The organism is Pseudomonas sp. 18.1.10 (genome assembly GCF_024655625.1).
GTDB lineage: Bacteria > Pseudomonadota > Gammaproteobacteria > Pseudomonadales > Pseudomonadaceae > Aquipseudomonas.
Genome location: NZ_JANLGL010000063.1, coordinates 1 through 23,316, shown reverse-complemented (window position 1 = coordinate 23,316; position 23,316 = coordinate 1). Strand labels below are relative to the sequence as shown.

Here is a 23,316-nt window from a genome sequence, read left to right as displayed (position 1 = left end):
GCGTTTTTCGTTCAGGAGAAAATTCGATGTCCCCATCTAGCAACGTCATGGTGCTCTACACCGGCGGCACTATTGGCATGCAGGCCAGCGCCAACGGCCTGGCGCCCGCGTCCGGCTTTGAAGTCCGCATGCGTGAACAGCTCGCCGGCCAGCCTGTGCCCGCGTGGCAATTCCAGGAAATGGCCCCGCTGATCGACAGCGCCAACATGACCCCCGCCTATTGGCAGCGCCTGCGCACGGCGGTAATCGACGCCGTGGACCAAGGCTGCGATGGCGTGCTGATCCTGCACGGCACCGACACCCTGGCCTACAGCGCGGCCGCCATGAGTTTCCAACTGCTGGGCCTGCCGGCGCCGGTGGTGTTCACCGGCTCCATGTTGCCGGCCGGCGTGCCGGACAGCGATGCCTGGGAAAATGTCAGCGGTGCCTTGCAGGCATTGGCCGCAGGCCTGGCCCCGGGTGTGCACCTGCACTTCCACGGCGCGCTGATGGCGCCGACTGCCTGTGCAAAAATCCGCAGTTTCGGCCGCAACCCGTTCGCGGCGCTGAATCGCCAGGGCGGCGTGGCCCGTGCCGAATCCATCCCGCACGCGCTGGACTATCGCCAGCCAAAAGCCCTGGCCAACATCGGCGTTCTGCCGCTGGTGCCCGGCATCCGTGCGGCGCAGCTGGACGCCCTGATCGACAGCGGCATCCAGGCCCTGATCCTGGAATGCTTCGGCAGCGGCACCGGGCCCAGCGACAACCCCGAGTTCCTCGCCAGCCTCCAGCGGGCACAGGACCAGGGCGTGGTGGCGGTCGCGATCACGCAGTGCCATGAAGGCGGCGTTGAGCTGGACGTCTACGAAGCCGGCAGCCGTTTGCGCGGTGTGGGTGTACTGTCGGGCGGCGGCATGACCCGTGAAGCGGCATTCGGCAAGCTCAATGCACTGCTCGGTGCCGGCTTGACCAACGCCGAGATCCGCCGCCTGGTGGAAACCAACCTGTGCGGTGAACTCGGCTGAGCCGAGCCTGTAGATATGCACCGCCTTTCTGATTGAGCGCTTTCTAGCATGGCAACCACCCACCTCCAGGTGGTTGTCCTTGCTAACGCACATCAGGAATGCCCATGCCTCCCGTCGTCACCAGCGCATCACCGCGTCGCACCCCACGCGCTCGCTTCACGTCTTCATTAATCAACCAACTGGCCATCGGCCCGGCCTTTCGCGAGGTGGCCGCGTACCTGTTACGCCTGAAATTACAAGAACGCTATCCCAACCTGCATATCGACCCGGACGTCGTCATGGTCGGCACGCCAAGCTGGGAGATCGTCCACGGCGAGATTGTCGCCAAGCCCCCGCACTACCAGGCGCTCACCGACATCCTGGCGCGGCAGGCAGTACTGGCCGTGCCGTCCCTGTTTATCGACGGCATTCACTTTCTCACGCCCTTACCGCTCACCGAACCGCCTGTGCACCTGGCCGTGCGCATTGAAGACATTGCCCTGATTATCAATGTGCTGGCGCCGGTGATGATCCGCGGCTATCAGGAGCAGCAGTTGGCGTTCTGGGACCAGACCGTGGGCGGCAGCGGCCCGCATTGGCACGAGCTGTCCGTGGTACTGCGCGACCTCTGGAACCTCAGCGAAATACGCGGTTGGACCGATGAAGATTGCCAGATGGCACGTCAAGTGGCCCAGGCCCCCGAGCTGGCGAAACGAGCGCCCACCGACAGTTTTGGCACTCACGCGTATGTACTGGACGTCGATCAGATCGATGACCAAGGCAACGTCACCCACCTCAATGAGCACCTGGTCAGCGTGGTGATCGGCAAGCAGGACAAGCATGAGGTCATCCTCGCCCACTCGATGCTGTTGGGCTTTCGCAAATACGCCTCGCTCGAGGCCCTGGGCAACGACCTGCCGCTGCTGCTGGACACCGCGATCACCCACAAGAAAATCCAGTGGCGCCTGGTGGAGCCAGACGGTGACTTCTTCGATTACCTGGCCTGCACCCTGGTGACGATGCAGATTGAAGCCATCGGTGCCATCGACTTTTCCGACCTGCGCGGCCAAGGCACCAGCCCGCTGGCCCTGGCAGGTCCGCCCGGCGCCGTGCCTTACGGCAAGAGCCCAGGGCAGGATATCGACTGGTTGCAGCAAGCCCTTCCCGACTGGCTTGCAGATGCGTCGATCTCAGACATGAACAGCTACTCCCGCTATATGAAAGACCTGTCGGCCCTGAACACCTTCTACCAGGGCAGGAGTTACGACGAGGGCATTACGCCCATTGAGCAATACGCCCTGGACAGGCTGGAAGCAGAAATCCGCAAGGATCATCCCGATGCGGCCTACCTATCGCTGGACACCCTCCAATTGAAGGTCCAAAGCCCTGTGGTCGTGGGGCTGTTCCCCTTGCCATGGCAGTTCGATACGACCCTCTACAGCATGAGCCAACTGGCCCTGCAAAATTTGATTGGCGTGCAGCTGGGCCTCAAGAGCCTTGATTACAACCCCAAGCGGGCACTGCCCGAATGGCTCACCGTTGACTACCTGGAGAAACTGATCAGCCGCATCGACATCGGTAGCGCCTACACTCGATTGATCAAAAGCACTCTGCTGGACGACCCCGCAGAAGCCGACCGCCGCAGCACGCTTTACGCCTACCACCTGGGCATCCAACTGCCGCTGTTGGCGCTGCAAGCCAAGATCCGCCGCGAAGCCGGGATCGATGAACGGGGTTATCGGTTCGTGGTAGCGGCGATGGAACCGGAAAAAGCCGACCGGCAGGTGGATGACGTGACGATTGTCGTGCGCCCATTGGCGTTGTTACCCAGCCTGCGCCTGAACCGAACCCCGGATGTCGTGGCCAATATGTTTGTCATCGGCCCGCAAGACCTGGCCAGCGGGCCGTGCCTGCTGTATCGGCCACTGCTCGACAAACCCCTGACCCAATACCCCTCGCCCGCCAACCTGGTGTACGCCATCCAGCAGTCCCCCGACCTGCGCGAATCGGTGCTGGCCTGGCTGCCCGATGACGTGCGCGACGACTATAGCCACTACATCTTCCCGACAAAGATCCCATCGCCCTGGACAGTCGCCGAAGTCGCCACCAACCCACTCAAGCTCGCCAGCCTGAGCGGGCCGCTGAAGCTGGGCGGCGACGCCATCGACGGCAACCTGTTCACCGCGCTGTACACCGCCAATGCCAATGCCCTGGTCACCCTGGCCGACCGTCAATCCGTGTCGAATGCCGAAGCCCGCTGGGCCACGCTCAAACGCGCGGGCTGGGCAATATTCAACGGGGTCTTGCCCTTCCTCGGGCGCACCGTGAACACCGCAGCCTGGGTGTGGCAGATCATGGACCAACTGGAGGCACTCAAGGACGCCAAGGAGCACCCCTCCCGCCAATCACCCTGGGCCGCGCTGTCCGACCTGCTGCTCAACCTCGGCATGGCCATTGCCTTGCATGCGGCGACCCGGACTGCGCCCCGTCCGTCCATCAAGACCGAGGCAGAGGCAGAGGCAGAGACAGAGGCCGAACCCGAGACATCCGAGCCCCACCCCACCCCGCCGCTGACTGCGCCCAAGGTAGAACCGCTCACCATCACTCAACTGCCCACCCTCGCCCCCGAACAGTTGCCGTACACCCATCCGCGCCCGCTGCATACCAGCGGCGCCCTCAGCAACACGCCTGCACGACTGATCGCGGTGCTCGACAACTTCAAGGTCAGCAAGCCCGAGACCTTGGGCGAGCAGATCAGTACCGAGGGGCCTCACCGTCACCTGTATCCCAGTGGTCAGAAATACTACGTACCGGTGGGTGAGCGCTGGTTCGAAGTACAGGTGGATGAGAATGACCGAGCCATCATTGTCCACCCCACTGACCCCCTGCGGACCGGCCCGCCCTTGATACACAACCGGCAGGGCCAATGGTTCATCGACACGCGCCTGCGCCTGCGCGGAGGCGGGCCGATCGTGCTGGCCCGCAAGGCCACCCACCTGGCGGAACAGCGTGTTTCCAAGCTGAAAAAACAACTGAGCGATTTCCACGAGGTTGAGAAAGGCCTCGAACAAAACCTGGAAGACGCCCACAGCGCAATGGAAGGAGCCCCCGCCGCCGCCTCCGGCGCGCTGGCCGAGACTAACCGGCGGGCCTATCTGCGGACCTTGAAAAACATCTGCCGCACGTACGAAACGGCATTGCAGGGGCTCAAGCAAATGAGCGTCCATGAGTTCTCCCCCAAATACGCAGAAAGGGCCCTGCGATTTGTCAAAAACCAGACCTCCATGACCCTGAATGGCATCCGGGAGACCGGCACTCGGTTCACCCCGAGCATGCAGGAGATGCTGCCGAAAATCGTGCGCCAGGCCCAAACGCCTCAAGAACGCTATATCGATGATGCCCGGCTGATGAACGACCTGTGCGCGGAAATGCTCAAGCACCTGGAATACATGGAGACGCGCTTCGATGAGCTGCACCAACTGGGCGAAGACGGCGCCATTCTGCGCAAGGAGATCCAACGGGACATGCCGGCCTATAACAGCGTCGATGTCAGATCGATCCAGGTGACCATGGCCCGCAACCTGTGCCTGCCCGCAAGCAGCACGGTCAGTCAAGCCAAAGCCTGGAAAAGCCTTGATCGGATCGTCGACACCGCCGACCTCGCCGTCCTGGGGCTGCGCGATACCGTGTACGAACGCAGCGAATCGCGCCTGGACGAGCGCATCGATATCTTGAATCACCTGGTCGAGCAGTTCCAAATGCTCGACGAGCAGTTGGAAGACTTCTCATCGCAGTATTCCGAGTATGCCCGGGGCGCAAACGTCCAGGCGCTCCGTGAGCAGCTCAAGCGGTTCGCCAAAGACACCACGAACAACCTGTCGCTGGTGAGCGCCGAACGAGAAGCAGTACGGCGCCGCGGCAAACCGATGCCCGCTGCGGCCCCCCTGCAACGGAAAATTATCCGCACTCGCCATGCAGGCCTGCTCATCGGCAAGCCGCGCCTGGACTGGACGGGGCAAGACACCGGCCTGGTGGATATCATTTCGCCAGTGACGGAAAAAGTGGTCGCCACCTATCGCGAAAAGGGCGGCATATGGCTGCGGCACTGGGCAACCGCACCGGCAACCCCGACGATGGAGGTGTTCACCGCCGCCAGTGAGGGCCAAGCGTTACTGGACGACATGCCGGCCTTCCTCGAGCGTGCAGAACGCCTTGCCACCACGCCGAAACGAACCGCCAGCGGCATCGAGTACCTGTTTCACCAGCAGGCCTATGAGCTGGAAAGCGCCCGCAACATCATTAACCACGCACTCGCGCAAGGCGAAGCCAGCGCGAAAGATGTCGCCTCGGCGAAGTTCGTCGAGCAAGCGCTGAAAACCCAGGAAAACGACCTGTTCAAGCGTAGCGATGCACATATGTTGAGGGTGCTCAGAGACGCCCCCCCGACCGCGGCCGGCGTCGCGTGGCTCAAGCGTCACAACGCCATTACCATCACCCAGACCAAGCTGCGCGAACCGCTCACCACAGCCCCCAAGCTGCTGTTCCTGGATGAATACCTGATTCGCGATCGGACGACCAAAGACATCCTCTGGTACGCGCAATTTCACTACACCGAGTCATGGATATCGACCGAGCGCTATGTATCCGGCCGCCTGAAGACCGTGGAGGAACAGAGTGCGGGCAGCGACTCCGCCTCCATCTCGAGCGCCAATGAAGTGGAAAGGCTCGCCTACTTGCGCAGCGAAATCAGCTTGAAATCGGCCCAGGACATGTTTTTTGAAGTCTCCAAGGCCAAATCCAGGTGGCGTTTCTGGCAACTGGACCAATAAGCCCAGCGCGGCACACAACTTGCTGCATGGGCGCTACCCCTCTGACGTCGGCCGCCCATGTTGCATTCGCACCTCACCACCCTCAACGCCGTGTCCCTGGTCCTGGCGACCTTCAAGGACCGTGGCCTGCCCAGCGAGACATTGCTCGCTGGCAGCGGCATTGGCATCGCCGACCTGAGCCATGCCGACACCCGCATCACCACCTGCCAGGAGCTGCGGGTGTGCGCCAATGCCGTGGCCCTGCACCGCGACATTGGCCTGGACCTGGGCCAGCGCATGCACGTTTCGTCCTACGGCCTGCTGGGTTATGCCCTGCTCACCAGTGCCACCTTAGGTGACGCTTTGCACCTGGCGCTGCGCTACCCGGCGCTGTTGGGAACACTTTTCGAGCTCAACCTGGTGGAGGACGGCGCGCAGGTCTGGCTGACCGCTGGCGACTATCGGGAGAGCCCGGCGCTGGCAGCGTTCAATGTGGAATTTTGCCTGGTGTCGATGAAGGTTATCTGCGATGACTTGCTCGGCCGCACGCTGCCTCTGCATCAGGCGCGCTTCGACTACCCGGCGCCGGACTACCACGCCCGCTATACCGAGCGGTTCGATTGCCCGCTGCAATTCGATGCCAGCACCAGCGGGTTTGCCTTTGACCGGCACTGGCTGCAACAGCCCCTGCCCCTGGCAGATGCCATCACCCATCGCGCCATGGCCGAGCGCTGCCGCAAACTGAACGCCGAGTTCACCGGGCGCCAGGCTTGGCTCAACCGTGTGCGCCAATTGCTCGCCGACCAACTGCACGCCGCCCCCGGCCTGGACGGCTTGGCGGCGCAGATGAAGTGTTCTGCACGTACGCTGCGCCGACACCTGCACGCCTTGGGTTGCAGCTATCAGCAATTGCTCGACGAGCTGCGTTTTGAGCAGGCCAAGCTGTGGCTGGCAGAAGATCGACTGCCCATTCACCGGATCGCCGAGCAATTGGGCTTCAGCGAGACCGCGAGTTTCCGCCATGCGTTTGTGCGCTGGAGTGGGGTGGCACCCAGCCTTATGCGCCATTGACGGGCGAATTACGGTCAACACCATTGGCCATATTTATCCCCTTCTGGCCGCTCCTGCCGTTCTCATGATGTGCGCGGGCCGCAACACTGCCAGGCACAACAACGAGCCTGCGGGGAGCACCCATGCTGACGATCTACTCCGACGATCACCACCTGCACCACGGACGCTGTGAGCTGATGGACGGGCAACTGATGCCCTGCTTCGAAATGCCATCACGCGCCGACCACGTACTGCAACGGGTCAAGGATCGCGACCTCGGCCCGGTCCAGGCGCCGCAAGACTTCGGCCTGGCGCCACTGCAACGCGTTCATAGCCGCGGCTACCTGGATTTTTTCCAAGGCGCCTGGGACCGCTGGGCGGAACATGGCCAAGACGGCGACTTGTTGCCCTACACCTGGCCCGCCCGCACGTTGCGCCGCGTACTGCCCACCAGCCTGCACGGCCAGCTCGGTTACTACAGCTTCGACGGCGGCGCCCCCATCACCGCCGGCACCTGGCAAGCCGCCTACAGTGCGGCGCAAGTAGCCCTCACCGCGCAGCAGGCGATCCAACAAGGCGCCCACAGTGCCTTCGCCCTCTGCCGACCACCGGGGCATCATGCTGCCAGCGACTTGATGGGCGGTTATTGCTACCTCAACAACGCCGCCATCGCCGCCCAGGCGTTTCTCGACCAGGGCCACAAAAAGGTCGCGATCATCGACGTCGACTACCACCACGGCAACGGCACCCAGTCGATTTTCTACGCACGCAGCGACGTGCTGTTCACCTCGATCCATGGCCACCCGGAAGCGGAGTTTCCGTTCTTTCTCGGTTATGCCGATGAACTGGGCGAAGGCGCCGGGGCAGGTTTCAACTTCAACTATCCTTTGCCCGCCGGCTCCGGTTGGGAGCCGTGGAGCGCAGCCCTCGACGAGGCGTGCAAGCAAACCGAACGCTACAACGCCGACATCATCGTCGTGTCCCTGGGCGTGGACACGTTCAAGGACGACCCCATCTCGCAGTTCAAGCTCGACAGCCCGGATTACCTGGCCATGGGCCGGCGCCTCGCACGGTTGGGCAAACCGACGCTGTTCGTGATGGAAGGCGGCTACGCGGTAGAAGAAATCGGCATCAACGCCGTCAACGTGCTCGAAGGTTTCGAACAACAAGGAGCTACCCGATGAAGCTGCTCACCACCCTCGCCCTTTGCGCCGCTGTCGTGAGCGGTGCCGCCCAGGCCGAACAGAAAACCCTCAAGGTCTATAACTGGTTCGACTACATCACACCCAAGGCGCTGGACGATTTCAAGGCGCAGAACCCGCAGATCAAACTGGTCTACGACATCTTCGACACCAACGAAGCCCTGGAAGCCAAGCTGCTCACCGGCAACTCCGGTTATGACGTGGTGGTGCCGTCCAACGTGTTCCTCGCCAAGCAGATCGAAGCCGGCGTGTTCCAGCCCCTGGACCGCAGCCAGCTGCCCAACTGGAACCACCTCGACCCCAAGCTGATGAAGCTGATCGAAGCCAACGACCCCGGCAACAAGTTCGCCGTGCCCTACATGTACGGCACCATCCTGATCGGCTTCAACCCGGACAAGGTCAAGGCCGTGCTGGGGCCGAACGCGCCGGTGGACAGCTGGGACCTGATCTTCAAGGAAGAAAACATCAGCAAGCTCAAGCAATGCGGCGTGGCCTTGCTCGACTCGCCCTCGGAGATCCTGCCGCTGGCCTTGCAACACCTGGGCCTGGACCCCAACAGCAGCAACCCCAAGGATTACGTCAAGGCTGAAGCGCTGCTGATGAAGATCCGCCCGTACATCACCTACTTCCACTCCTCCAAGTACATGGCCGATATCGCCAATGGCGACATCTGCGTGGCCGTGGGTTACTCGGGCAGCTTCTCCCAGGCCGCCAACCGCGCCAAGGAAGCCAAGAACGGCGTGACCGTGGACATGCGCCTGCCCAAGGAAGGCGCGCCGATCTGGTTCGACATGCTGGCCATCCCCAAAGGTGCGCAAAACCCGCAGGACGCCTACACCTTCATCAACTACCTGCTGCAACCCCAGGTGATCGCGCCGATCAGTGATTTTGTCGGCTACCCGAACCCGAACAAGGATGCGACCGAGCTGGTGGACCCGGCGATTCGCAACAACCCCAACCTGTACCCGACCGAGGCGGCGATGGCTACGCTGTACACCTTGAAGCCGCTGGCGCGAGATGCGGAGCGGGCACGGACGCGGGCCTGGACCAAGATCAAATCCGGCACCTGATGGGCGAACACAGGTTCCTTTTTGCGCTTGCTGGTTTTTAACGCCAAGCCTGACGCAACTGCGCCAGTGCCTCGGCGATGTCAGCCTCAGGCACCGCCGCAAAACCCAAAACCAAGCCGGCACGCTGGTCCTCGGGCGTGGTCGATTGCGCCAGCCAATAGCTGCTCAAGCCGTTGATCTCGACCCCCGCCGCGTGGGCCTGCGTCAGCAACTGCTGCTCGCGGGCCAGGCTGTCCACGCGCACCGTCATATGCAGCCCCGCCGCCACATTGGGCAACTCGCCCATCCCAGGCAGCCCGCAAGGCCAACCGGCGAGCAAGGCATTGCGCCGGCTCAACGCCGCCCGGCGCATACGGCGGATGTGCCGCTGGAAGTGCCCGGCCGCCATGAACTCGGCCATCACCGCCTGGGTGCTGACTTCGGAGTGGCGCATGTCCACGGCCCTGCGCCGGGAAAACGCGTCCACCAGACCCGGCGGCAACACCAGATAGCCCAGGCGCAACGCCGGAAACGCCACCTTGCCGAACGTACCGACGTAGAGCACCCGGCCACTGCGATCCAGGGCCGCCAGCGGGGACAGCGGCGCGCCGCTGTAGCGGTACTCGCCGTCGTAGTCGTCCTCGATGATCCAGCCGCCCGTGCGCGCGGCCCAGGCCAGCAATTCCAGGCGCCGCGCCAGGCTCATCACCACCCCCAGCGGGTATTGATGGGACGGTGTGACGTAGGCCACACGACAGTCTTCCAGCGCGTTGAGCACCTGGCAGTCGATACCCTCGCCATCCACCGGCACGCCGTGCAATTTCCCCCCTGCCAGGGCGAACGCATGGCCTGCCGCGCGGTAGCCCGGGTTTTCCACAGCGACGCCGTCGCCGGGCTCCACCAGCAACTGTGCACAAAGGCTAATCGCTTGCTGCGCGCCACTGGTGATCACTATTTGTTCAGCCGCGCACTGCATGCCACGGGAGCTGCGCAAATAAGCCGCGATCAAACTGCGCAGCCGCGCATCCCCCGCCGGGTCGCCATAACACAGTTGCTCCAGATCTGGCTTGCGCCAGAAAGCCCCATTCAGCTTGGCCCATACCTCAAACGGGAACAGGTCGAATGCTGGTACACCCACGCGAAAAGCCCGAGGCGGCCCCGCTGGAGGCTGTGACAAATGGTGGGTTTTTATCCGCGCCAATCCGCCGCTGTGGATAACTTCATCGTCCAGATCTTCCGGCAAATCCGACCATTTTGTGGATAAGGCTGGGGATAAGCCTGTGTGTAAGCCTGTGGATACTTTTGTGGATAGTTTTTTTGCCGTGGGCAGTTGTGCCACATAGGTGCCATCACCGACACGGCTTTCGGTAAAGCCTTCGGCATATAGCTGATCGTAGGCACGCACCACGCTGTTGCGCGAGATCGACAGCGCCGCCGCCAAGTCGCGGCTGGCGGGCAACCGCGTGCCGCTGACCAGCCGCCCGTCCAGCACCCGCTGGCGCAAGGCTTCGTACAGTTGGCGCGTCAGTCCCTGACGGCGATCCAGTTCGATGCCCGCAGGGTTAAAGGACAACGGCGGCGTAATGGGCGACATATTGGACCTATGAAATGGGTGCCAGATGGCTCTTTCAACGAGCCATTAGCCTGCCTAGGATGCAGGCATTCGCCAAGGACTATTTCCATGTACACACCCCGCGACTTTGCCCTCGATGACTTGCCCGAACTGCATCAGTTGATCCAGCACACGCGCCTGGCGCAGTTGGTGACCTTTGGCGAACAGGGCCTGCTGGCCAGCCACTTGCCGCTGCTGCTCAACCCCGAGGAAGGCCCGAACGGCACGCTTTACGGGCACCTGGCCAAGGCCAACCCGCAGTGGCGCGACCTGCAAAATGGCAGCGAAGCGCTGGTGATCTTTGCCGGCGCCGAGGCCTACATCAGCCCGGCGTTCTACCCGGCCAAGGCCGAGCACGGCAAAGTCGTGCCCACCTGGAACTACATCGCCGTACATGCCTACGGCAAAGCCGAAGTGTTCAACGATGCCGAGCGTTTGCTGGCGGTCGTCACTGGGCTGACAGATCGCCATGAAGGCACCCGCGCCCAACCGTGGAAAGTCAGCGATGCCCCGGCCGGCTACATTGACGGCATGCTCAAGGCCATCGTCGGCTTTGCCCTGCCGATGGCGCGCCTGATCGGCACGCGCAAGCTCAGCCAAAACCGAAGCCCCGCCGACATGGCTGGAGTGCGCGCAGGCCTGGCCGCCAGCCAGGACGTGCGCGACCAGACCCTCGGCCAATTGATTCCCCAAGGAGTTGCAGAATGAGCCCGATCGATATCCGCCAGGTCACCGCCGCCGACCATGCCGCGTGGCTGCCGCTGTGGCAGGCGTACTTGAAGTTCTACAACACCGAACTGCCGGACGCGGTGAGCCAAAACACTTGGCAGCGCCTGATCGACGCCAGCGAGCCCACCCACTCGGCATTGGCCTGGCAGGACGGCAAGGCGGTGGGCATGGTCAACTTCATCTATCACCGTTCCAACTGGAGCATCGAGAATTCCTGCTACCTGCAGGACCTGCTGGTAGACCCGAGCCAACGCGGCACCGGCGTGGGCCGCAAGCTGATCGAGTTCGTCTACGCCACCGCCAAGGCCGATGGTTGCTGCAAGGTGCACTGGCTGACCCACGAGACCAACGCCACGGCCATTCAACTCTACGAACGCATCGCCGAACGTCCCGGTTTCATCCAATTTCGCAAAGGTCTTTAAGGAGCGCAGCATGTCCACTTCCCTCGCCGATTGGAAAGGCGTCCCGGCCCCCACCGTGCAACTTCTTGAAGGGCGCTTTATCCGCCTGGAAAAGCTCGACCCGGCGCGCCACGGCGACGATCTGTTCCAAGCACTCCAGGGCCCCGACGCCGACCCCAAGCTGTGGGACTACCTGCCTTACGGACCTTTCCCGGAGCGCAGCGCGTTCAATGACTGGCTCAACAATCACGCGGCCCACAGCGACCCGTACTTTTTCAGCGTGATCGACCGCGCCACCGGCCAGGTACAAGGCATCCTCAGCCTGATGTCCATCGTGCCCGAGCAAGGCCGCATCGAAATCGGCCACGTGACCTTTGGTGCGCCGATGCAGCGCTCGCCGAAAAGCACCGAGGCGGTGTACCTGCTGGCCAAGCATGCGTTTGAGCAGGGGTATCGTCGGCTGGAGTGGAAGTGCAACAACGCCAATGGCCGCTCCAAGTACGCGGCAGAACGGTTGGGCTTCAGCTTCGAGGGCGTGTTCCGCCAGCACACGGTGGTGAAGGGCAAGAACCGCGATACGGCGTGGTATTCGATCATCGACGCGGAATGGCCGACGGTTGGGGCGGGGTTTGAGGTGTGGTTGTCGCAAGGTAATCAGACGGAATCGGGCCAGGTGAAAACCCTGGCCGAGTGCCGCCTCCCAGCCAACTCCTAACCCCTGTGGGAGCGGGCTTGCCCGCGAATGCGGTGTGTCAGCTTGCACATCGGGTACTGACACACCGCCATCGCAGGCAAGCCAGCTCCCACACAAGCCAGCTCACACCTTTGGATTTGGATTGGTTCTGCTACCCCAGCTTCTGCGCCAACACCGCAATATGCTCCGGCCCAATCCCGCAGCAACCGCCCAGATGACTGGCACCACGCGCCTGCCAATCCGCCGCCCAATGCAGGTAACCCGGTGGATCAAGGTCATCGCGCAATGGGTCCAGACCATCGTTGGCCGTGGCTTCCTTGGGCTGCGGCGGGAACGCGTTGGCGTAGGCGCCCACCTCAATCTGCACGCCCAGGCGTTCGAACGTCTGACGCGCGGCATCAATCGCATCACCGATCACTTCCGGCTGGCTGCAGTTGAACAGCAACACCTGCACCCCCAACTGCGCCGCCGCTGCGGCCGCGTCCGCCACCGGCTCGCCGGAGCGCAGGCGCGGCACGTCGTCGGTGTCTTCGTCCTTGAGGGTAAACGACAGCCAGAACGGTTTGCCGTCCTTTGGCAGCCCGGCCTGGATGGCGCGGGCTTCGGCGATGGAGCTCTGGGTTTCCGCCAGCCACAGGTCGACAAACGGCGCCAGGCCTTGCACCAGCGGCGTCAGCAATTCGGCGACGCGCTGCGGCTCGAACAGGTCGGGGCGGTACGAACCGAACAGCGGCGGCAGCGAGCCGGCCACCCGCACGGCCTTGCCGGAAGCGTCCACGGCACGTCGCGCCAATTCACCGGCCAGCGCCGCCAGGGCCTGGCCTTCGGCGGCAAAGCGCGCCTCGCCGATATGAAATGGCACCACCGCGTAGCTGTTGCTGGTGATGACGTTCGCGCCACTTTGGATATAAGCCGCGTGCACCGCTTCCACCGCCTGCGGCGCTTCGCTCAACGCCAGCGCCGACCATTCCGGCTGCCGGAACGGCGCGCCACGGCGTTGCAGTTCACGGCCCATGCCGCCATCGAGAATCACTGTTGCTGTGGCCATATGCTTTTTACTCATAAGCTTATGAAAATAACTCACTATGAGAGTCGTTATTATAACTATTTAATACGTTCAATTCTGTTCATAACAACTGTTTTTTTACGTGGGTGCGACTCGTGAAACTAAAACCGCTGCTGGCCCTGGGCCTGACGATTCTGGCTGCCTCCACTCAAGCCTTCGGCGGTACCACGCTGGACCGCGTCGAGAAAAACAAAGAACTGGTGGGCGTGCTGATGGAAAGCTACCCGCCGTTCTCATTCCTCAATGACCAAAACCAGCTCGATGGCTTCGACGTCGATGTGGCCAAGGCGGTGGCGCAAAAGCTGGGCGTGAAGCTGCGCCTGGAAACCCCATCCTGGGACGTGATCGCCGCCGGCCACTGGAGCGGGCGCTACGACATCTGCATCTGCTCCATGACCCCGAGCAAGGCCCGCGCCGAGGTATTTGATTTCCCGGTGAAGTACTACGCGTCGCCGGCGGTGATCGTGGTCAACGCCACGGATGAGCGCATCCACAGCGCCAAGGATTTGAGCGGCAAGAAAGTCGGCCTCACCAGTGCCTCCAGCTATGAAAGCTACCTGAACAAAAACCTGGTGATCGAAGGCGCCGAAGACACCCAGTTGCAGTACCCGTTCGACAACGTGCAGATCGCCCCGTACGACACCGACAACGTGGCCTTCCAGGACCTCGGCCTCGGCGCCGGTAAGCGCCTGGATGCGATCCTCACCAACCTGGTCACCGCCCAACCGCGCCTGAGCGAAGACAAGCGCTTCAAACTCGCTGGCGCGGCGCTGTATTCGGAACCCAACTCGGTGGCCATCGAGAAAGGCGACCCGCAGTGGGACAGCAAGGTGCGTGAAGTCTTCGCCCAGCTGAAACAGGACGGCACCTTGAGCCAGCTCTCGCAAAAATGGATCGGTGCCGACATCAGCCAATGACTGCTTTTCCTACTCCCCCAAAGCCGCCAGTGGTCAAGCCACGGCTCTTTGGCTTTCGCACGCGGCTGTACCTCACCTGGGCGGCGCTGTTTTGCCTGTTCGCCAGTTTCTTCCTGAGCTTTGACCTGAAGTTCTCGATCATCCTCGACAAGCTGCCCAACCTGGTCGGCCTGCACCTGGCGCCCAACGGCTTCCTGCAAGGCGCGGCGCTGACGTTGTTCCTGTGCCTGTGCTCCATCGTGATTTCGTCGGTGCTGGGTTTCATCACCGCGCTGGGACGCCTGTCGAAAAGCGCCGTGGCCTTTGGCATCGCCAGCTTCTACGCGTCGTTCTTTCGCGGCACGCCGCTGCTGATCCAGATCCTGCTGATCTACCTCGGCCTGCCACAGTTGGGTTTGGTGCCGGGTGCCATCGTCGCCGGGATCATTGCGCTGTCGCTGAACTATGGCGCTTACCTGAGCGAAATCTTCCGCGCCGGCATCCTCGGCGTCGCCCACGGCCAGCGCGAAGCGGCCCTGGCGCTGGGTATGCGTGACAGTGCGATCTTCTGGCACGTGACCCTGCCCCAGGCCATGCGCACCATCATCCCGCCGGCGACCAACCAGTTCATCTCGATGCTCAAGGACTCGTCGCTGATTTCGGTGATGGGCGTGTGGGAAGTGATGTTCCTGGCGCAATCCTACGGTCGGTCGAGCTATCGTTATATCGAGATGCTGACCACCGCCGCGATCATCTACTGGGTGCTGTCCCTCGGACTTGAACTGATCCAGGCGCGGATGGAACGGCATTATGGCAAGGGGTATGTGCGCCGTAGCTGATGCTCAGTTGTAGTGACGGCGCAGCTTGACCACGCCCATTTGCAGGCCGAACGGTTGGAATACAGCGTTCAATGATTTCAGGGTCTGGTTGCCTTCGCCGTGCTCGATATGCACCAGGGTGCGCACAGAGATTTTGCACATTCTGGCGAACTGGCTCTGATGCAAGCCTGTGACTTCGGTTCGCAGGCGGCGCACGGCTTCGCCGACTTGCAGCGTACCCTCGGCCAATGCAGCCTGGATGCTGTCGATCAGCACAGTGCGCTCTTCAATGGTCAGGCTCATTTCAATCCCCATGCTTGAAGGCGTTGCGGCAGGTTTTTCAGGGCGATGGCGGGATGGTTCATCGTCACCGCTGGCAAGCCACTGGCACTCAGGATGTCGGGCAGTGCCAAGAGCTGTTGCGCGTCGGCCCTGAGGTTTTCGAACAGTGCCTGGCTGTCGGCCAAATCACCCAGAAGATGACATACACCGCGCCAGTCCACCTCGCCTGCGCGCTCCAACTCTTTGGGCCATTTTGTCGTGCGCGTGATCCCTTCGTCGTCCATCACCATGGGCGCCAAGTCGTAGATAGGCGCCAGGCACAAGGCGCTGGCGTGGCGAATGATTGAGGTGTTACGCCCGTGGTTGTCAGAGTTGCCAAGGATCTTGTTCAACAAATCACGCCTCAGGTATTCGGCCACCAGTTCCGGCACTTCATGGGCTTGCCCTGCCTGCGCCCATAACCCGACCAGTCGCTCAACAACCTCCCGATGCCCCATGGCGCTGCCTGGGACAGTGACGCCAGACACCGAGTAAATGGATTCCACCGCGTAGCGCTCAACGCCCTGGTGGTCGACGCCTCGATCAAAACGCTGCATCCACAGGCTGGGCTTGCTGGCTTCTTCCAAGGCCAATCCTTGCACCGCCACTGTGTCGATACCCAAGACCTGCAAGGCTTTGTAGTAGTGGTACTCGCTGCGCAGGATATCTTGGTCGATCTGCGTGCCCTTGTTGCGCGCAAATTTCACGAACCAGTGTTGCCGGACCTGCTCGTCATCCAACACGGCATCCGGGAACAGCAGGCCGTGCTGGTTTTCCGTCAGCAGCAGCTTCGGCGCTTCCCCTCCCGCCCCGGTGGCGCCACCAATGGCAGCGCCCTGTTCGTAGGCGTACTCCAGGAAACGATTGTCCCGCTGGATCACCTCCTGACGTGAAAAACCCATGGGTGGGCGACTGTCCAACGCGGCAACCGATTCTTTGATCCGCATATGGCCGATGGGCGCAGGCGTACTACGCATCAGTAAAAACAGGTCGGCGCTGATGCCGTCCGGCTTTTCCTGGCCAATATGGGCCATCAGAAACCGCTTGGCGGCGCCTGCTGGTGCAATGTCGTGGAGAAAAGCCGGGGCACCTTGCATTCGGCAGCCCTCCCATTGCAAAGGCAGCCCTGCACTCACCGCCGTCGCGAAGGGCGTGCCGAGGTCGTCGAGATGATCGACCAGATAGCGTTGGTCATAACCAAAGCTGCAGCGACTTTCGAAGCCCTGTTGCGGGGTATCGAATGTCAGCAGCATTGCGTCCTGCCATTTTCCTTCGGTGTAGATCTGCAAGGTCAGGTTGAGCATGGGGTGCACCTGCAATTTAATGCGTTCTCAAGTCAAATAGGCATTGCTGCAATGCAATATAGTGCAGATAACTTCGCTTGGCATATTCCTGGATTGCATTAAAATGCATATATGCGAGTTCATTGCGCATTTTTACGCAATAAAATGCAGATGATGCCAATTGCAGATCAATAGAGACAACTCCCGCAAACCGGGAGCCCTTGCCCTGACAGTTATCCCCCCGCCATCTCGCTAAATTCCCGACCTCATCCACAAGAGGTCGGGAATTCATGCCCATAACCCCCCGCAGAATCGTACTGTTCATCAGCCTCGCGGTAGCCGCCAGCCTTCCCCACGCTCAAGCACGCGGCGACATCGAATACATGCCCTATTGGCCACACCCCTACGACGCGCTGGATGACGACTGGGCGTATGCGCCGACAATTGAAGCCGCGCCCATCGACGGCTATATCATCCGCCAAGCCAGCACACACAATGGCCGGCAGGTGGCGAAGGTGCTGGAGCCGGCGTTGGTTCGCCTGCTGGAGTCTGGCCAGCTGACCTCTGAACAACTCAAGGCGCTGGAAAAACTCAACGCCGAACTTGTCAGCCAGCCCAATGGCTTCGGCGCAGCACTTGAACAACTGGCCGGTAGCCAGAACGCCAACCTGGCGGCGGCAACCCAGAACACCACGCAACAGCTCAGCAGCCGCGTGCTCTCGACCCTGCGCGAACTGCCCACCGACACCGATGGCCACTTCTGGGTCAAAAACCTCGGCAGTGAAGGCGGCCTCGACAGCCAGCGCGGCACCGCCGGCCTGAACACGGCCAACCAGGGCGTGCTCATGGGCGCCGACTGGGCAGTCGATCATGCATGGCGGGTCGGTGTGCTGGGGGCCAAGTCCAGCAGCCGCTTCGACACCCAGCGCTTTGCCGCTGACCTGGACAGCTGGCACCTGGGCGGTTATGCCGTGCGCCAGGACGGTCCGTTGGCGCTGCGCCTGGGGGCGATCTACAGCAGCCATGCCGGGCAGAATCGGCGCGGCATCGAGATCCTCAGTTACAAGGACACGCTCAAGGGCCGCTACAACGCCACCAGCCAAAATGTGTTCAGTGAAGTGGGCTACCAACTGGGCACTGGCAGCCTGAGCATCGAGCCGTTTGCCGGGCTGGGTTACCAGCGCTACAGCCGGGACAGTTTCAGGGAGCAAGGGGGGCCGGCAGCGCTGAATGTCGATGCACAGACCCAGCAAAACCTGAGCAGCACCGTTGGCCTGCGCCTGGCCAAGCAGATTCGGTTCGATAACCAGATGAGCCTCACGCCACACTTGAGTGCAGGCTGGAAACACCTCTATGGCGATGTCGAGAGCAGCGTGCGTCAGTCCTTTCGCCATGGCGGCATTGACGACTTCACCATTCAGGGCACCTCCCTGGACCGCAATAGCCTGAGCTTGCAGGCAGGATTGGACCTGGCGCTGTCCTCGAACCACACCGTCGGCCTGGCCTACCTCGGCGAAAACGGCACCCACAGCAGCAACCAGGGCTTGATGGGCCAGTGGCGAATAAGGTTCTAGTTCTAGAGCGGGACGCGGAGCGTCCGGGGCGGCGTTTCCACGCGGAGCGTGGGAACGATCAGGCAAAAAAAAGGAGGGCACCTGCCCCCCCGAGGATTAAACGGTCGTGTCGAAGGCTGGATCAGCCTTCGATTTCAATCAGGATTTCGCCAGGGTTGACCCGGTCGCCCTTGGCCACGTGAACGGCGGTCACCTTGCCGGCAATCGCGGCCTGCACTTCGGTTTCCATCTTCATCGCTTCGGTAATCAGCACGGCCTGGCCGGCCTTGACCACGTCGCCTTCCTTGACCAGCACGTCGACGATATTGCCCGGCATCGCCGTGCTGACATGGCCCGGCGCCGTGGCTTGCTTGCGCTTGCTGCTGCCGCCGCCGACGAACTCGTTGAGCGGTTCGAACACCACTTCTTCGGGCATACCGTCGATGGACAGGTAGAAGTGGCGCTTGCCTTCGGCCTTCACGCCGACACCGGTGATGTCCACGCGGTAGCTTTCACCGTGCACGTCGATGACGAATTCAGTCGGCACGCCTTCGCCACCGGCACGCGCCACGCCGCCCGCCTCGGGAATCGGCAACAGCACTTCCGGCGCCAGGGTGCCGGCGTCGCGTTCTTCGAGGAACTTGCGGCCAATGTCCGGGAACATGGCATAGGTCAGCACGTCTTCTTCGGACTTGGCCAACGCGCCGATCTCGCCGCGCAGCTTGGTCATTTCCGGCTTGAGCAGGTCGGCCGGGCGCACGTCGATCACTTCTTCGCTGCCGATGGCTTGGCGACGCAGTTGCTCATTCACCGTGCCCGGTGCCTTGCCGTAGCCGCCTTGCAGGTAGAGCTTCACTTCGTTGGTGATGGTCTTGTAGCGCTCGCCGGCCAGCACGTTGAAGAACGCCTGGGTGCCGACGATTTGCGACGTCGGCGTGACCAGTGGCGGGAAGCCAAGGTCTTCACGCACACGCGGGATTTCGGCCAGCACTTCGCTCATGCGGTTGAGGGCGCCCTGCTCTTTCAACTGGTTGGCCAGGTTGGAAATCATCCCGCCCGGCACCTGGTTGACTTGCACACGGGTGTCGACCGCGGTGAATTCGCTCTCGAACTGGTGATATTTCTTACGCACCGCGTAGAAGTACAGGCCGATCTCTTGCAGCAGTTCCAGGCTCAGGCCGGTGTCGAATTCGCTGCCTTTAAGGGCGGCGACCATCGACTCGGTCCCCGGGTGGCTGGTGCCCCAGGCGAAGCTGGAGATGGCGGTGTCGATGTGGCTGGCACCGTTTTCGATGGCCTTGAGTTGGCACATCGCGGCCAAACCAGCAGTGTCATGGGAGTGGATGAAAATCGGCAGGGTCTGCTCGGCTTTCAGCGCCTTGACCAGTTCGCCGGTGGCGTACGGGGTCAACAGGCCGGCCATGTCCTTGATCGCGATGGAGTCGCAACCCATGGCTTCCAACTGCTTGGCCTGGGCCACAAACGCCTCGACGGTGTGCACCGGGCTGGTGGTGTAGGCGATGGTGCCCTGGGCGTGTTTGCCGGCAGCTTTCACCGCTTCGATGGCCACGCGCAGGTTACGCACGTCGTTCATCGCGTCGAAGATGCGGAACACGTCGATACCGTTCACTGCAGCCTTGGCGACGAAGGCTTTGACCACGTCGTCGCTGTAGTGGCGGTAGCCCAGCAGGTTCTGGCCGCGCAGGAGCATTTGCAGGCGGGTGTTGGGCAACGCGGCGCGCAGTTTGCGCAGGCGCTCCCACGGGTCTTCTTTCAGGAAGCGCACGCAGGCGTCGAAGGTCGCGCCGCCCCAGACTTCCAGGGACCAGTAGCCGACTTTGTCGAGCTTGTCGCAGATCGGCAGCATGTCGTCAGTGCGCATGCGGGTCGCGAGCAGCGATTGGTGAGCGTCGCGCAGGATGGTGTCGGTGACAAAGATTTTCTTGGACATTGTTGTATTCCTCACAGGCCTGCGTGGGCGGCGATGGCGGCGGCGATGGCCAGGGCCAGCTCTTCGGGTTTGCGCTTGATCGAGTAGTTGGTCAGCTCAGGGTGGGCTTCCACGAAGCTGGTATTGAACTGGCCGCTGCGGAATTCCGGGTTGCGCAGGATTTCCTGGTAGTAGGCGGCGGTGGTCTTCACGCCTTGCAGGCGCATGTCATCCAGGGCACGCAGGCCGCGGTCCATGGCTTCTTCCCAAGTCAACGCCCACACCACCAGTTTCAGGCACATGGAGTCGTAGAACGGCGGGATGGTGTAGCCGGTGTAGATCGCCGTGTCGGTACGCACGCCGGGGCCGCCGGGGGCGTAGTAACGGGTGATCTTGCCGAAGCTGGGCAGGAAGTTGTTCTTCGGGTCTTCGGCGTTGATGCGGAACTGCAACGCGAAACCACGGTGCTGGATATCTTCCTGTTTCACCGACAGCGGCAGGCCCGAGGCGATGCGGATCTGCTCACGGACGATGTCGATCCCGGTGATTTCTTCGGTGATGGTGTGTTCCACCTGCACCCGGGTGTTCATCTCCATGAAGTACACCTCGCCCTCGGCGAGCAGGAACTCCACGGTGCCGGCGTTCTCGTAGCCCACGGCCTTGGCGGCACGCACCGACAGGTCGCCGATGTAGGCGCGCTGTTCCGGGGTCAGCTGCGGGCTGGGGGCGATTTCGATGAGCTTCTGGTTACGGCGCTGGATCGAGCAATCGCGCTCGAACAGGTGCACCACGTTGCCAAAGCTGTCACCGAGGATCTGCGCCTCGATGTGCTTGGGATTGACGATGCATTTTTCCAGGAACACTTCCGCCGAACCGAAGGCCTTGGTGGCTTCGGAAATAACACGGGGGAAGGCTTGTTCAAGTTCTTCGCGGCTGTTGCAACGACGGATACCGCGACCGCCACCACCGGAGGTGGCCTTGAGCATCACCGGGTAACCAATGCGGTCGCCTTCGGTGAGGGCCTCGGCGATGTCGGCGACGTTGCCTTCGGTGCCGGGGGTCACCGGTACGCCGGCCTTAATCATGCTGCGGCGCGCTTCGGTCTTGTCGCCCATGCGGCGGATCACTTCAGCGGACGGGCCGATGAACTTGATCCCACGTTCGGCGCAGATGTCCGCCAGTTCGGCGTTTTCCGACAGGAAGCCGTAGCCGGGGTGCAACGCATCACAGCCCGTTTCCACCGCCAGGTTCACCAGCTTGCGCGGGTTCAGGTAACCGGCCAGGGGCTCGGCACCAATGCTGTGGGCTTCGTCGGCACGCTTGACGTGCAACGCATGGCGGTCGGCGTCGGAGTAGACCGCGACCGAGCGAATGCCCATCTCGGCGCAGGCACGCACGATGCGTACGGCAATTTCACCACGGTTGGCGATCAGGATCTTTTTTATCACTTGGAAATTCCCTTGAGCCGATTGCTGCGTTCTTCGACCCGCTAGACCCGGGTCGGCGCGTGACCAAATGTTTCATGACAGTCGCGAGACACACACTAAGCCCGTGGAGGGATTAACAAAAATCAATAATTATTGGGTCGTGCATAAGTAAAGACTTATAGTTGGCCGGTCGGCCTCGGGCGAAAGGACTATAAAAATGCGTAAGTCATTGATGCGTATGACATTGCGTCAATTGCAGATCTTCAATGAAGTGTGCGATTTGCGCTCGTACAGCCGTGCTGCCGAGGAAATGTCCCTCACACAACCTGCCGTTAGCCTACAAATACGCCAGCTGGAAGAGCTGATCGGCCAGCCATTGTTCGATTACGTCGGCAAAAAGCTCTACATGACCGAGGCCGCCGAAGCCTTGCAGCGCGCCAGCCGGGACATTTTCGGGCGCCTGGAAAACCTCGATATGCAGCTGTCGGACATGCAAGGCTCGCTGCAAGGCCAGTTGAAGCTGGCAATTGAATCCAGCGCCAAGTACTTCGTGCCGCACCTGTTTGCCGCGTTCAAGCGCCAGCATCCCGAAGTGCAGCTGCACCTGACGGTGGTCAACCGCGCCCAGGTGATTCGCCGGCTTTCGGACAACCGTGACGACCTGGTTATCATGTCCATGGTGCCCCAGGACATGGGCCTGGAATTCCTGCCGTTCCTCAACAACCCCATCGTCGCGGTGGCGCCCCCCGATCATCCCTTGAGCCTGCAAGGCCCACTGCGCCTGCAAGACCTGGAGCCTTACACGCTGCTGGTACGCGAGCAGGGTTCCGGCACGCGGATGGCCTGCGAGGAGTACTTCAAGGAGAAACGTGTGCACTTCACCCAGACGGTGGAAGTGTCATCGGCCGAGGCCCAGCGCGAATGCGTGAGCGCAGGCTTGGGCGTGGCCTTGCTGACGCGCCACGCCGTGAACCTGGAACTGGCCAGCGGCGGGCTCAAGGAGCTGCCGGTGGAAGAGCTGCCGCTGTACCGCAGTTGGTGCCTGGTGCAGGCCAAGGCCAAGCGCCTGTCACCGGTGGCCCATGCGTTCCTGGGCTTTATCCGCAGCGAACGGGCGCAGATCAGCGTGTTGGCTGAGCGTTTCGCTGGGCTGCCACGGGTGCCTGCCAATGCAGTTCCGGGTAGTCACTGATGCTCTGGAGCAATTGGCGTTCTTCACAACGGTCTTCGATTGCGCGACGGAACGCCATGCGGCGCTGGTCTTCCTGCTGACGGCGGGTTTTGACGGCGCTGTTGCTGTCTTCGTAGGGACGGGCCATTTCGAGTCTCCCAATGCGAGTACGGGAGTTCAGGATGGGCTTTGGGGGTTACGGTTTGGCGGCGCGGGGATGACAGGACGATGAATCTTCCTGATCTGTAGGAAATCCAAGTGTGGGAGCTGGCTTGTGTGGGAGCGGGCTTGCTCGCGAAGACGGAGTGTCAGTCAAAGATGTA

General features: G+C 62.0%; 19 protein-coding genes. 12 read left to right on the top strand and 7 right to left on the bottom strand.

The window, feature by feature from the left end; genetic code table 11:
• Nucleotides 1–26 precede the first annotated feature (26 nt).
• From NUV89_RS13355 to NUV89_RS13335, 5 genes are all read left to right on the top strand, one after another.
• Nucleotides 27–1,004 carry an asparaginase gene (locus tag NUV89_RS13355; RefSeq protein WP_257781689.1) on the top strand — a complete coding sequence of 326 codons (978 nt, stop codon included), beginning with the start codon at nt 27–29 and terminating at the stop codon, nt 1,002–1,004.
• A gap of 104 nt (nt 1,005–1,108) precedes the next feature.
• A complete protein-coding gene (locus NUV89_RS13350) occupies nt 1,109–5,812 on the top strand; it encodes a dermonecrotic toxin domain-containing protein (RefSeq protein WP_257781688.1) in 4,704 nt (1,567 codons plus the stop codon).
• Nucleotides 5,813–5,869: 57 nt separating this feature from the next.
• Nucleotides 5,870–6,862 (top strand): AraC family transcriptional regulator, encoded by a 993-nt coding sequence (locus NUV89_RS13345; protein ID WP_257781687.1) that lies wholly within the window; start codon nt 5,870–5,872, stop codon nt 6,860–6,862.
• Between the two features lie 122 nt (nt 6,863–6,984).
• Complete coding sequence (locus NUV89_RS13340; protein WP_257781686.1) at nt 6,985–8,025, top strand: histone deacetylase family protein; 1,041 nt, start codon at nt 6,985–6,987, stop codon at nt 8,023–8,025.
• Nucleotides 8,022–9,113: a polyamine ABC transporter substrate-binding protein gene (locus tag NUV89_RS13335; RefSeq protein WP_257781685.1), complete on the top strand. Its 1,092-nt coding sequence runs from the start codon at nt 8,022–8,024 to the stop codon at nt 9,111–9,113. The genes NUV89_RS13340 and NUV89_RS13335 overlap by 4 nt, the downstream gene beginning before the upstream one ends.
• Before the next feature lie 37 nt (nt 9,114–9,150).
• On the opposite strand, the gene NUV89_RS13330 is transcribed toward NUV89_RS13335, so the two are convergent.
• The gene (locus NUV89_RS13330; protein WP_257781684.1) at nt 9,151–10,686 is read right to left on the bottom strand and encodes a PLP-dependent aminotransferase family protein; all 1,536 of its coding nucleotides are present in this window, start codon (nt 10,684–10,686) and stop codon (nt 9,151–9,153) included.
• A gap of 87 nt (nt 10,687–10,773) precedes the next feature.
• Here NUV89_RS13330 and NUV89_RS13325 point away from each other — a divergent pair, with 87 nt between their 5' ends.
• Genes NUV89_RS13325 through NUV89_RS13315 form a run of 3 tightly spaced genes read left to right on the top strand, consistent with a single transcriptional unit; the run spans nt 10,774 to nt 12,549 of the window.
• Nucleotides 10,774–11,412, top strand: a complete 639-nt coding sequence (locus NUV89_RS13325; RefSeq protein ID WP_257781683.1) for an FMN-binding negative transcriptional regulator — start codon at nt 10,774–10,776, stop codon at nt 11,410–11,412.
• Nucleotides 11,409–11,855 (top strand): GNAT family N-acetyltransferase, encoded by a 447-nt coding sequence (locus NUV89_RS13320; RefSeq protein WP_257781682.1) that lies wholly within the window; start codon nt 11,409–11,411, stop codon nt 11,853–11,855. Before NUV89_RS13325 ends, NUV89_RS13320 begins: the two co-directional genes overlap by 4 nt.
• 10 nt (nt 11,856–11,865) lie before the next feature.
• On the top strand, nt 11,866–12,549 hold the full coding sequence (locus NUV89_RS13315; RefSeq protein WP_257781681.1) for a GNAT family N-acetyltransferase: 684 nt from the start codon (nt 11,866–11,868) through the stop codon (nt 12,547–12,549).
• Between the two features lie 130 nt (nt 12,550–12,679).
• Here the strand turns inward: NUV89_RS13315 and NUV89_RS13310 are convergent, their stop codons facing one another.
• Entirely contained in the window at nt 12,680–13,576 is an 897-nt protein-coding gene (locus NUV89_RS13310) for a homocysteine S-methyltransferase family protein (protein ID WP_257781680.1), read from the bottom strand.
• A gap of 113 nt (nt 13,577–13,689) precedes the next feature.
• Here NUV89_RS13310 and NUV89_RS13305 point away from each other — a divergent pair, with 113 nt between their 5' ends.
• Together NUV89_RS13305 and NUV89_RS13300 are read left to right on the top strand one after the other, a co-directional pair.
• A complete protein-coding gene (locus tag NUV89_RS13305; protein WP_257781679.1) occupies nt 13,690–14,511 on the top strand; it encodes an ABC transporter substrate-binding protein in 822 nt (273 codons plus the stop codon).
• Nucleotides 14,508–15,329, top strand: coding sequence for an amino acid ABC transporter permease (locus NUV89_RS13300; protein ID WP_257781678.1), 822 nt, complete (start codon nt 14,508–14,510; stop codon nt 15,327–15,329). Before NUV89_RS13305 ends, NUV89_RS13300 begins: the two co-directional genes overlap by 4 nt.
• A gap of 3 nt (nt 15,330–15,332) precedes the next feature.
• Here NUV89_RS13300 and NUV89_RS13295 read toward each other — a convergent pair whose 3' ends face one another.
• Both NUV89_RS13295 and NUV89_RS13290 read right to left on the bottom strand, forming a co-directional pair.
• On the bottom strand, nt 15,333–15,611 hold the full coding sequence (locus NUV89_RS13295; protein WP_257781677.1) for a helix-turn-helix domain-containing protein: 279 nt from the start codon (nt 15,609–15,611) through the stop codon (nt 15,333–15,335).
• Nucleotides 15,608–16,933: a type II toxin-antitoxin system HipA family toxin gene (locus tag NUV89_RS13290; RefSeq protein ID WP_257781676.1), complete on the bottom strand. Its 1,326-nt coding sequence runs from the start codon at nt 16,931–16,933 to the stop codon at nt 15,608–15,610. Before NUV89_RS13290 ends, NUV89_RS13295 begins: the two co-directional genes overlap by 4 nt.
• Before the next feature lie 269 nt (nt 16,934–17,202).
• On the opposite strand from NUV89_RS13290, the gene NUV89_RS13285 reads away from it, so the two are divergent.
• Entirely contained in the window at nt 17,203–18,486 is a 1,284-nt protein-coding gene (locus NUV89_RS13285) for an autotransporter domain-containing protein (RefSeq protein ID WP_257781675.1), read from the top strand.
• 121 nt (nt 18,487–18,607) lie between these two features.
• On the opposite strand, the gene oadA is transcribed toward NUV89_RS13285, so the two are convergent.
• Both oadA and NUV89_RS13275 read right to left on the bottom strand, forming a co-directional pair.
• Entirely contained in the window at nt 18,608–20,416 is a 1,809-nt protein-coding gene (oadA, locus tag NUV89_RS13280) for a sodium-extruding oxaloacetate decarboxylase subunit alpha (protein ID WP_017739020.1), read from the bottom strand.
• An 11-nt stretch (nt 20,417–20,427) separates the two neighbouring features.
• A complete protein-coding gene (locus NUV89_RS13275) occupies nt 20,428–21,843 on the bottom strand; it encodes an acetyl-CoA carboxylase biotin carboxylase subunit (protein ID WP_049710865.1) in 1,416 nt (471 codons plus the stop codon).
• Between the two features lie 196 nt (nt 21,844–22,039).
• Between NUV89_RS13275 and NUV89_RS13270 the strand changes: the two genes are divergently transcribed.
• Nucleotides 22,040–23,014: a LysR family transcriptional regulator gene (locus NUV89_RS13270; RefSeq protein ID WP_257781674.1), complete on the top strand. Its 975-nt coding sequence runs from the start codon at nt 22,040–22,042 to the stop codon at nt 23,012–23,014.
• On the opposite strand, the gene NUV89_RS13265 is transcribed toward NUV89_RS13270, so the two are convergent.
• Nucleotides 22,944–23,141, bottom strand: a complete 198-nt coding sequence (locus tag NUV89_RS13265) for a PA3496 family putative envelope integrity protein (protein ID WP_122485268.1) — start codon at nt 23,139–23,141, stop codon at nt 22,944–22,946. The two genes, NUV89_RS13270 and NUV89_RS13265, sit on opposite strands and share 71 nt — an antisense overlap.
• Nucleotides 23,142–23,316: the final 175 nt, after the last annotated feature.

Excerpts from the sequence above, each read along its gene's own strand:
- NUV89_RS13355 (WP_257781689.1), top strand. The coding sequence starts at position 27 with ATGTCCCCATCTAGCAACGTCATGGTGCTCTACACCGGCGGCACTATT.
- NUV89_RS13350 (WP_257781688.1), top strand. The coding sequence starts at position 1,109 with ATGCCTCCCGTCGTCACCAGCGCATCACCGCGTCGCACCCCACGCGCT.
- NUV89_RS13345 (WP_257781687.1), top strand. The coding sequence starts at position 5,870 with ATGTTGCATTCGCACCTCACCACCCTCAACGCCGTGTCCCTGGTCCTG.
- NUV89_RS13340 (WP_257781686.1), top strand. The coding sequence starts at position 6,985 with ATGCTGACGATCTACTCCGACGATCACCACCTGCACCACGGACGCTGT.
- NUV89_RS13335 (WP_257781685.1), top strand. The coding sequence starts at position 8,022 with ATGAAGCTGCTCACCACCCTCGCCCTTTGCGCCGCTGTCGTGAGCGGT.
- NUV89_RS13330 (WP_257781684.1), bottom strand. The coding sequence starts at position 10,686 with ATGTCGCCCATTACGCCGCCGTTGTCCTTTAACCCTGCGGGCATCGAA.
- NUV89_RS13325 (WP_257781683.1), top strand. The coding sequence starts at position 10,774 with ATGTACACACCCCGCGACTTTGCCCTCGATGACTTGCCCGAACTGCAT.
- NUV89_RS13320 (WP_257781682.1), top strand. The coding sequence starts at position 11,409 with ATGAGCCCGATCGATATCCGCCAGGTCACCGCCGCCGACCATGCCGCG.
- NUV89_RS13315 (WP_257781681.1), top strand. The coding sequence starts at position 11,866 with ATGTCCACTTCCCTCGCCGATTGGAAAGGCGTCCCGGCCCCCACCGTG.
- NUV89_RS13310 (WP_257781680.1), bottom strand. The coding sequence starts at position 13,576 with ATGGCCACAGCAACAGTGATTCTCGATGGCGGCATGGGCCGTGAACTG.
- NUV89_RS13300 (WP_257781678.1), top strand. The coding sequence starts at position 14,508 with ATGACTGCTTTTCCTACTCCCCCAAAGCCGCCAGTGGTCAAGCCACGG.
- NUV89_RS13295 (WP_257781677.1), bottom strand. The coding sequence starts at position 15,611 with ATGAGCCTGACCATTGAAGAGCGCACTGTGCTGATCGACAGCATCCAG.
- NUV89_RS13290 (WP_257781676.1), bottom strand. The coding sequence starts at position 16,933 with ATGCTCAACCTGACCTTGCAGATCTACACCGAAGGAAAATGGCAGGAC.
- NUV89_RS13285 (WP_257781675.1), top strand. The coding sequence starts at position 17,203 with ATGCCCATAACCCCCCGCAGAATCGTACTGTTCATCAGCCTCGCGGTA.
- oadA (WP_017739020.1), bottom strand. The coding sequence starts at position 20,416 with ATGTCCAAGAAAATCTTTGTCACCGACACCATCCTGCGCGACGCTCAC.
- NUV89_RS13270 (WP_257781674.1), top strand. The coding sequence starts at position 22,040 with ATGCGTAAGTCATTGATGCGTATGACATTGCGTCAATTGCAGATCTTC.
- NUV89_RS13265 (WP_122485268.1), bottom strand. The coding sequence starts at position 23,141 with ATGGCCCGTCCCTACGAAGACAGCAACAGCGCCGTCAAAACCCGCCGT.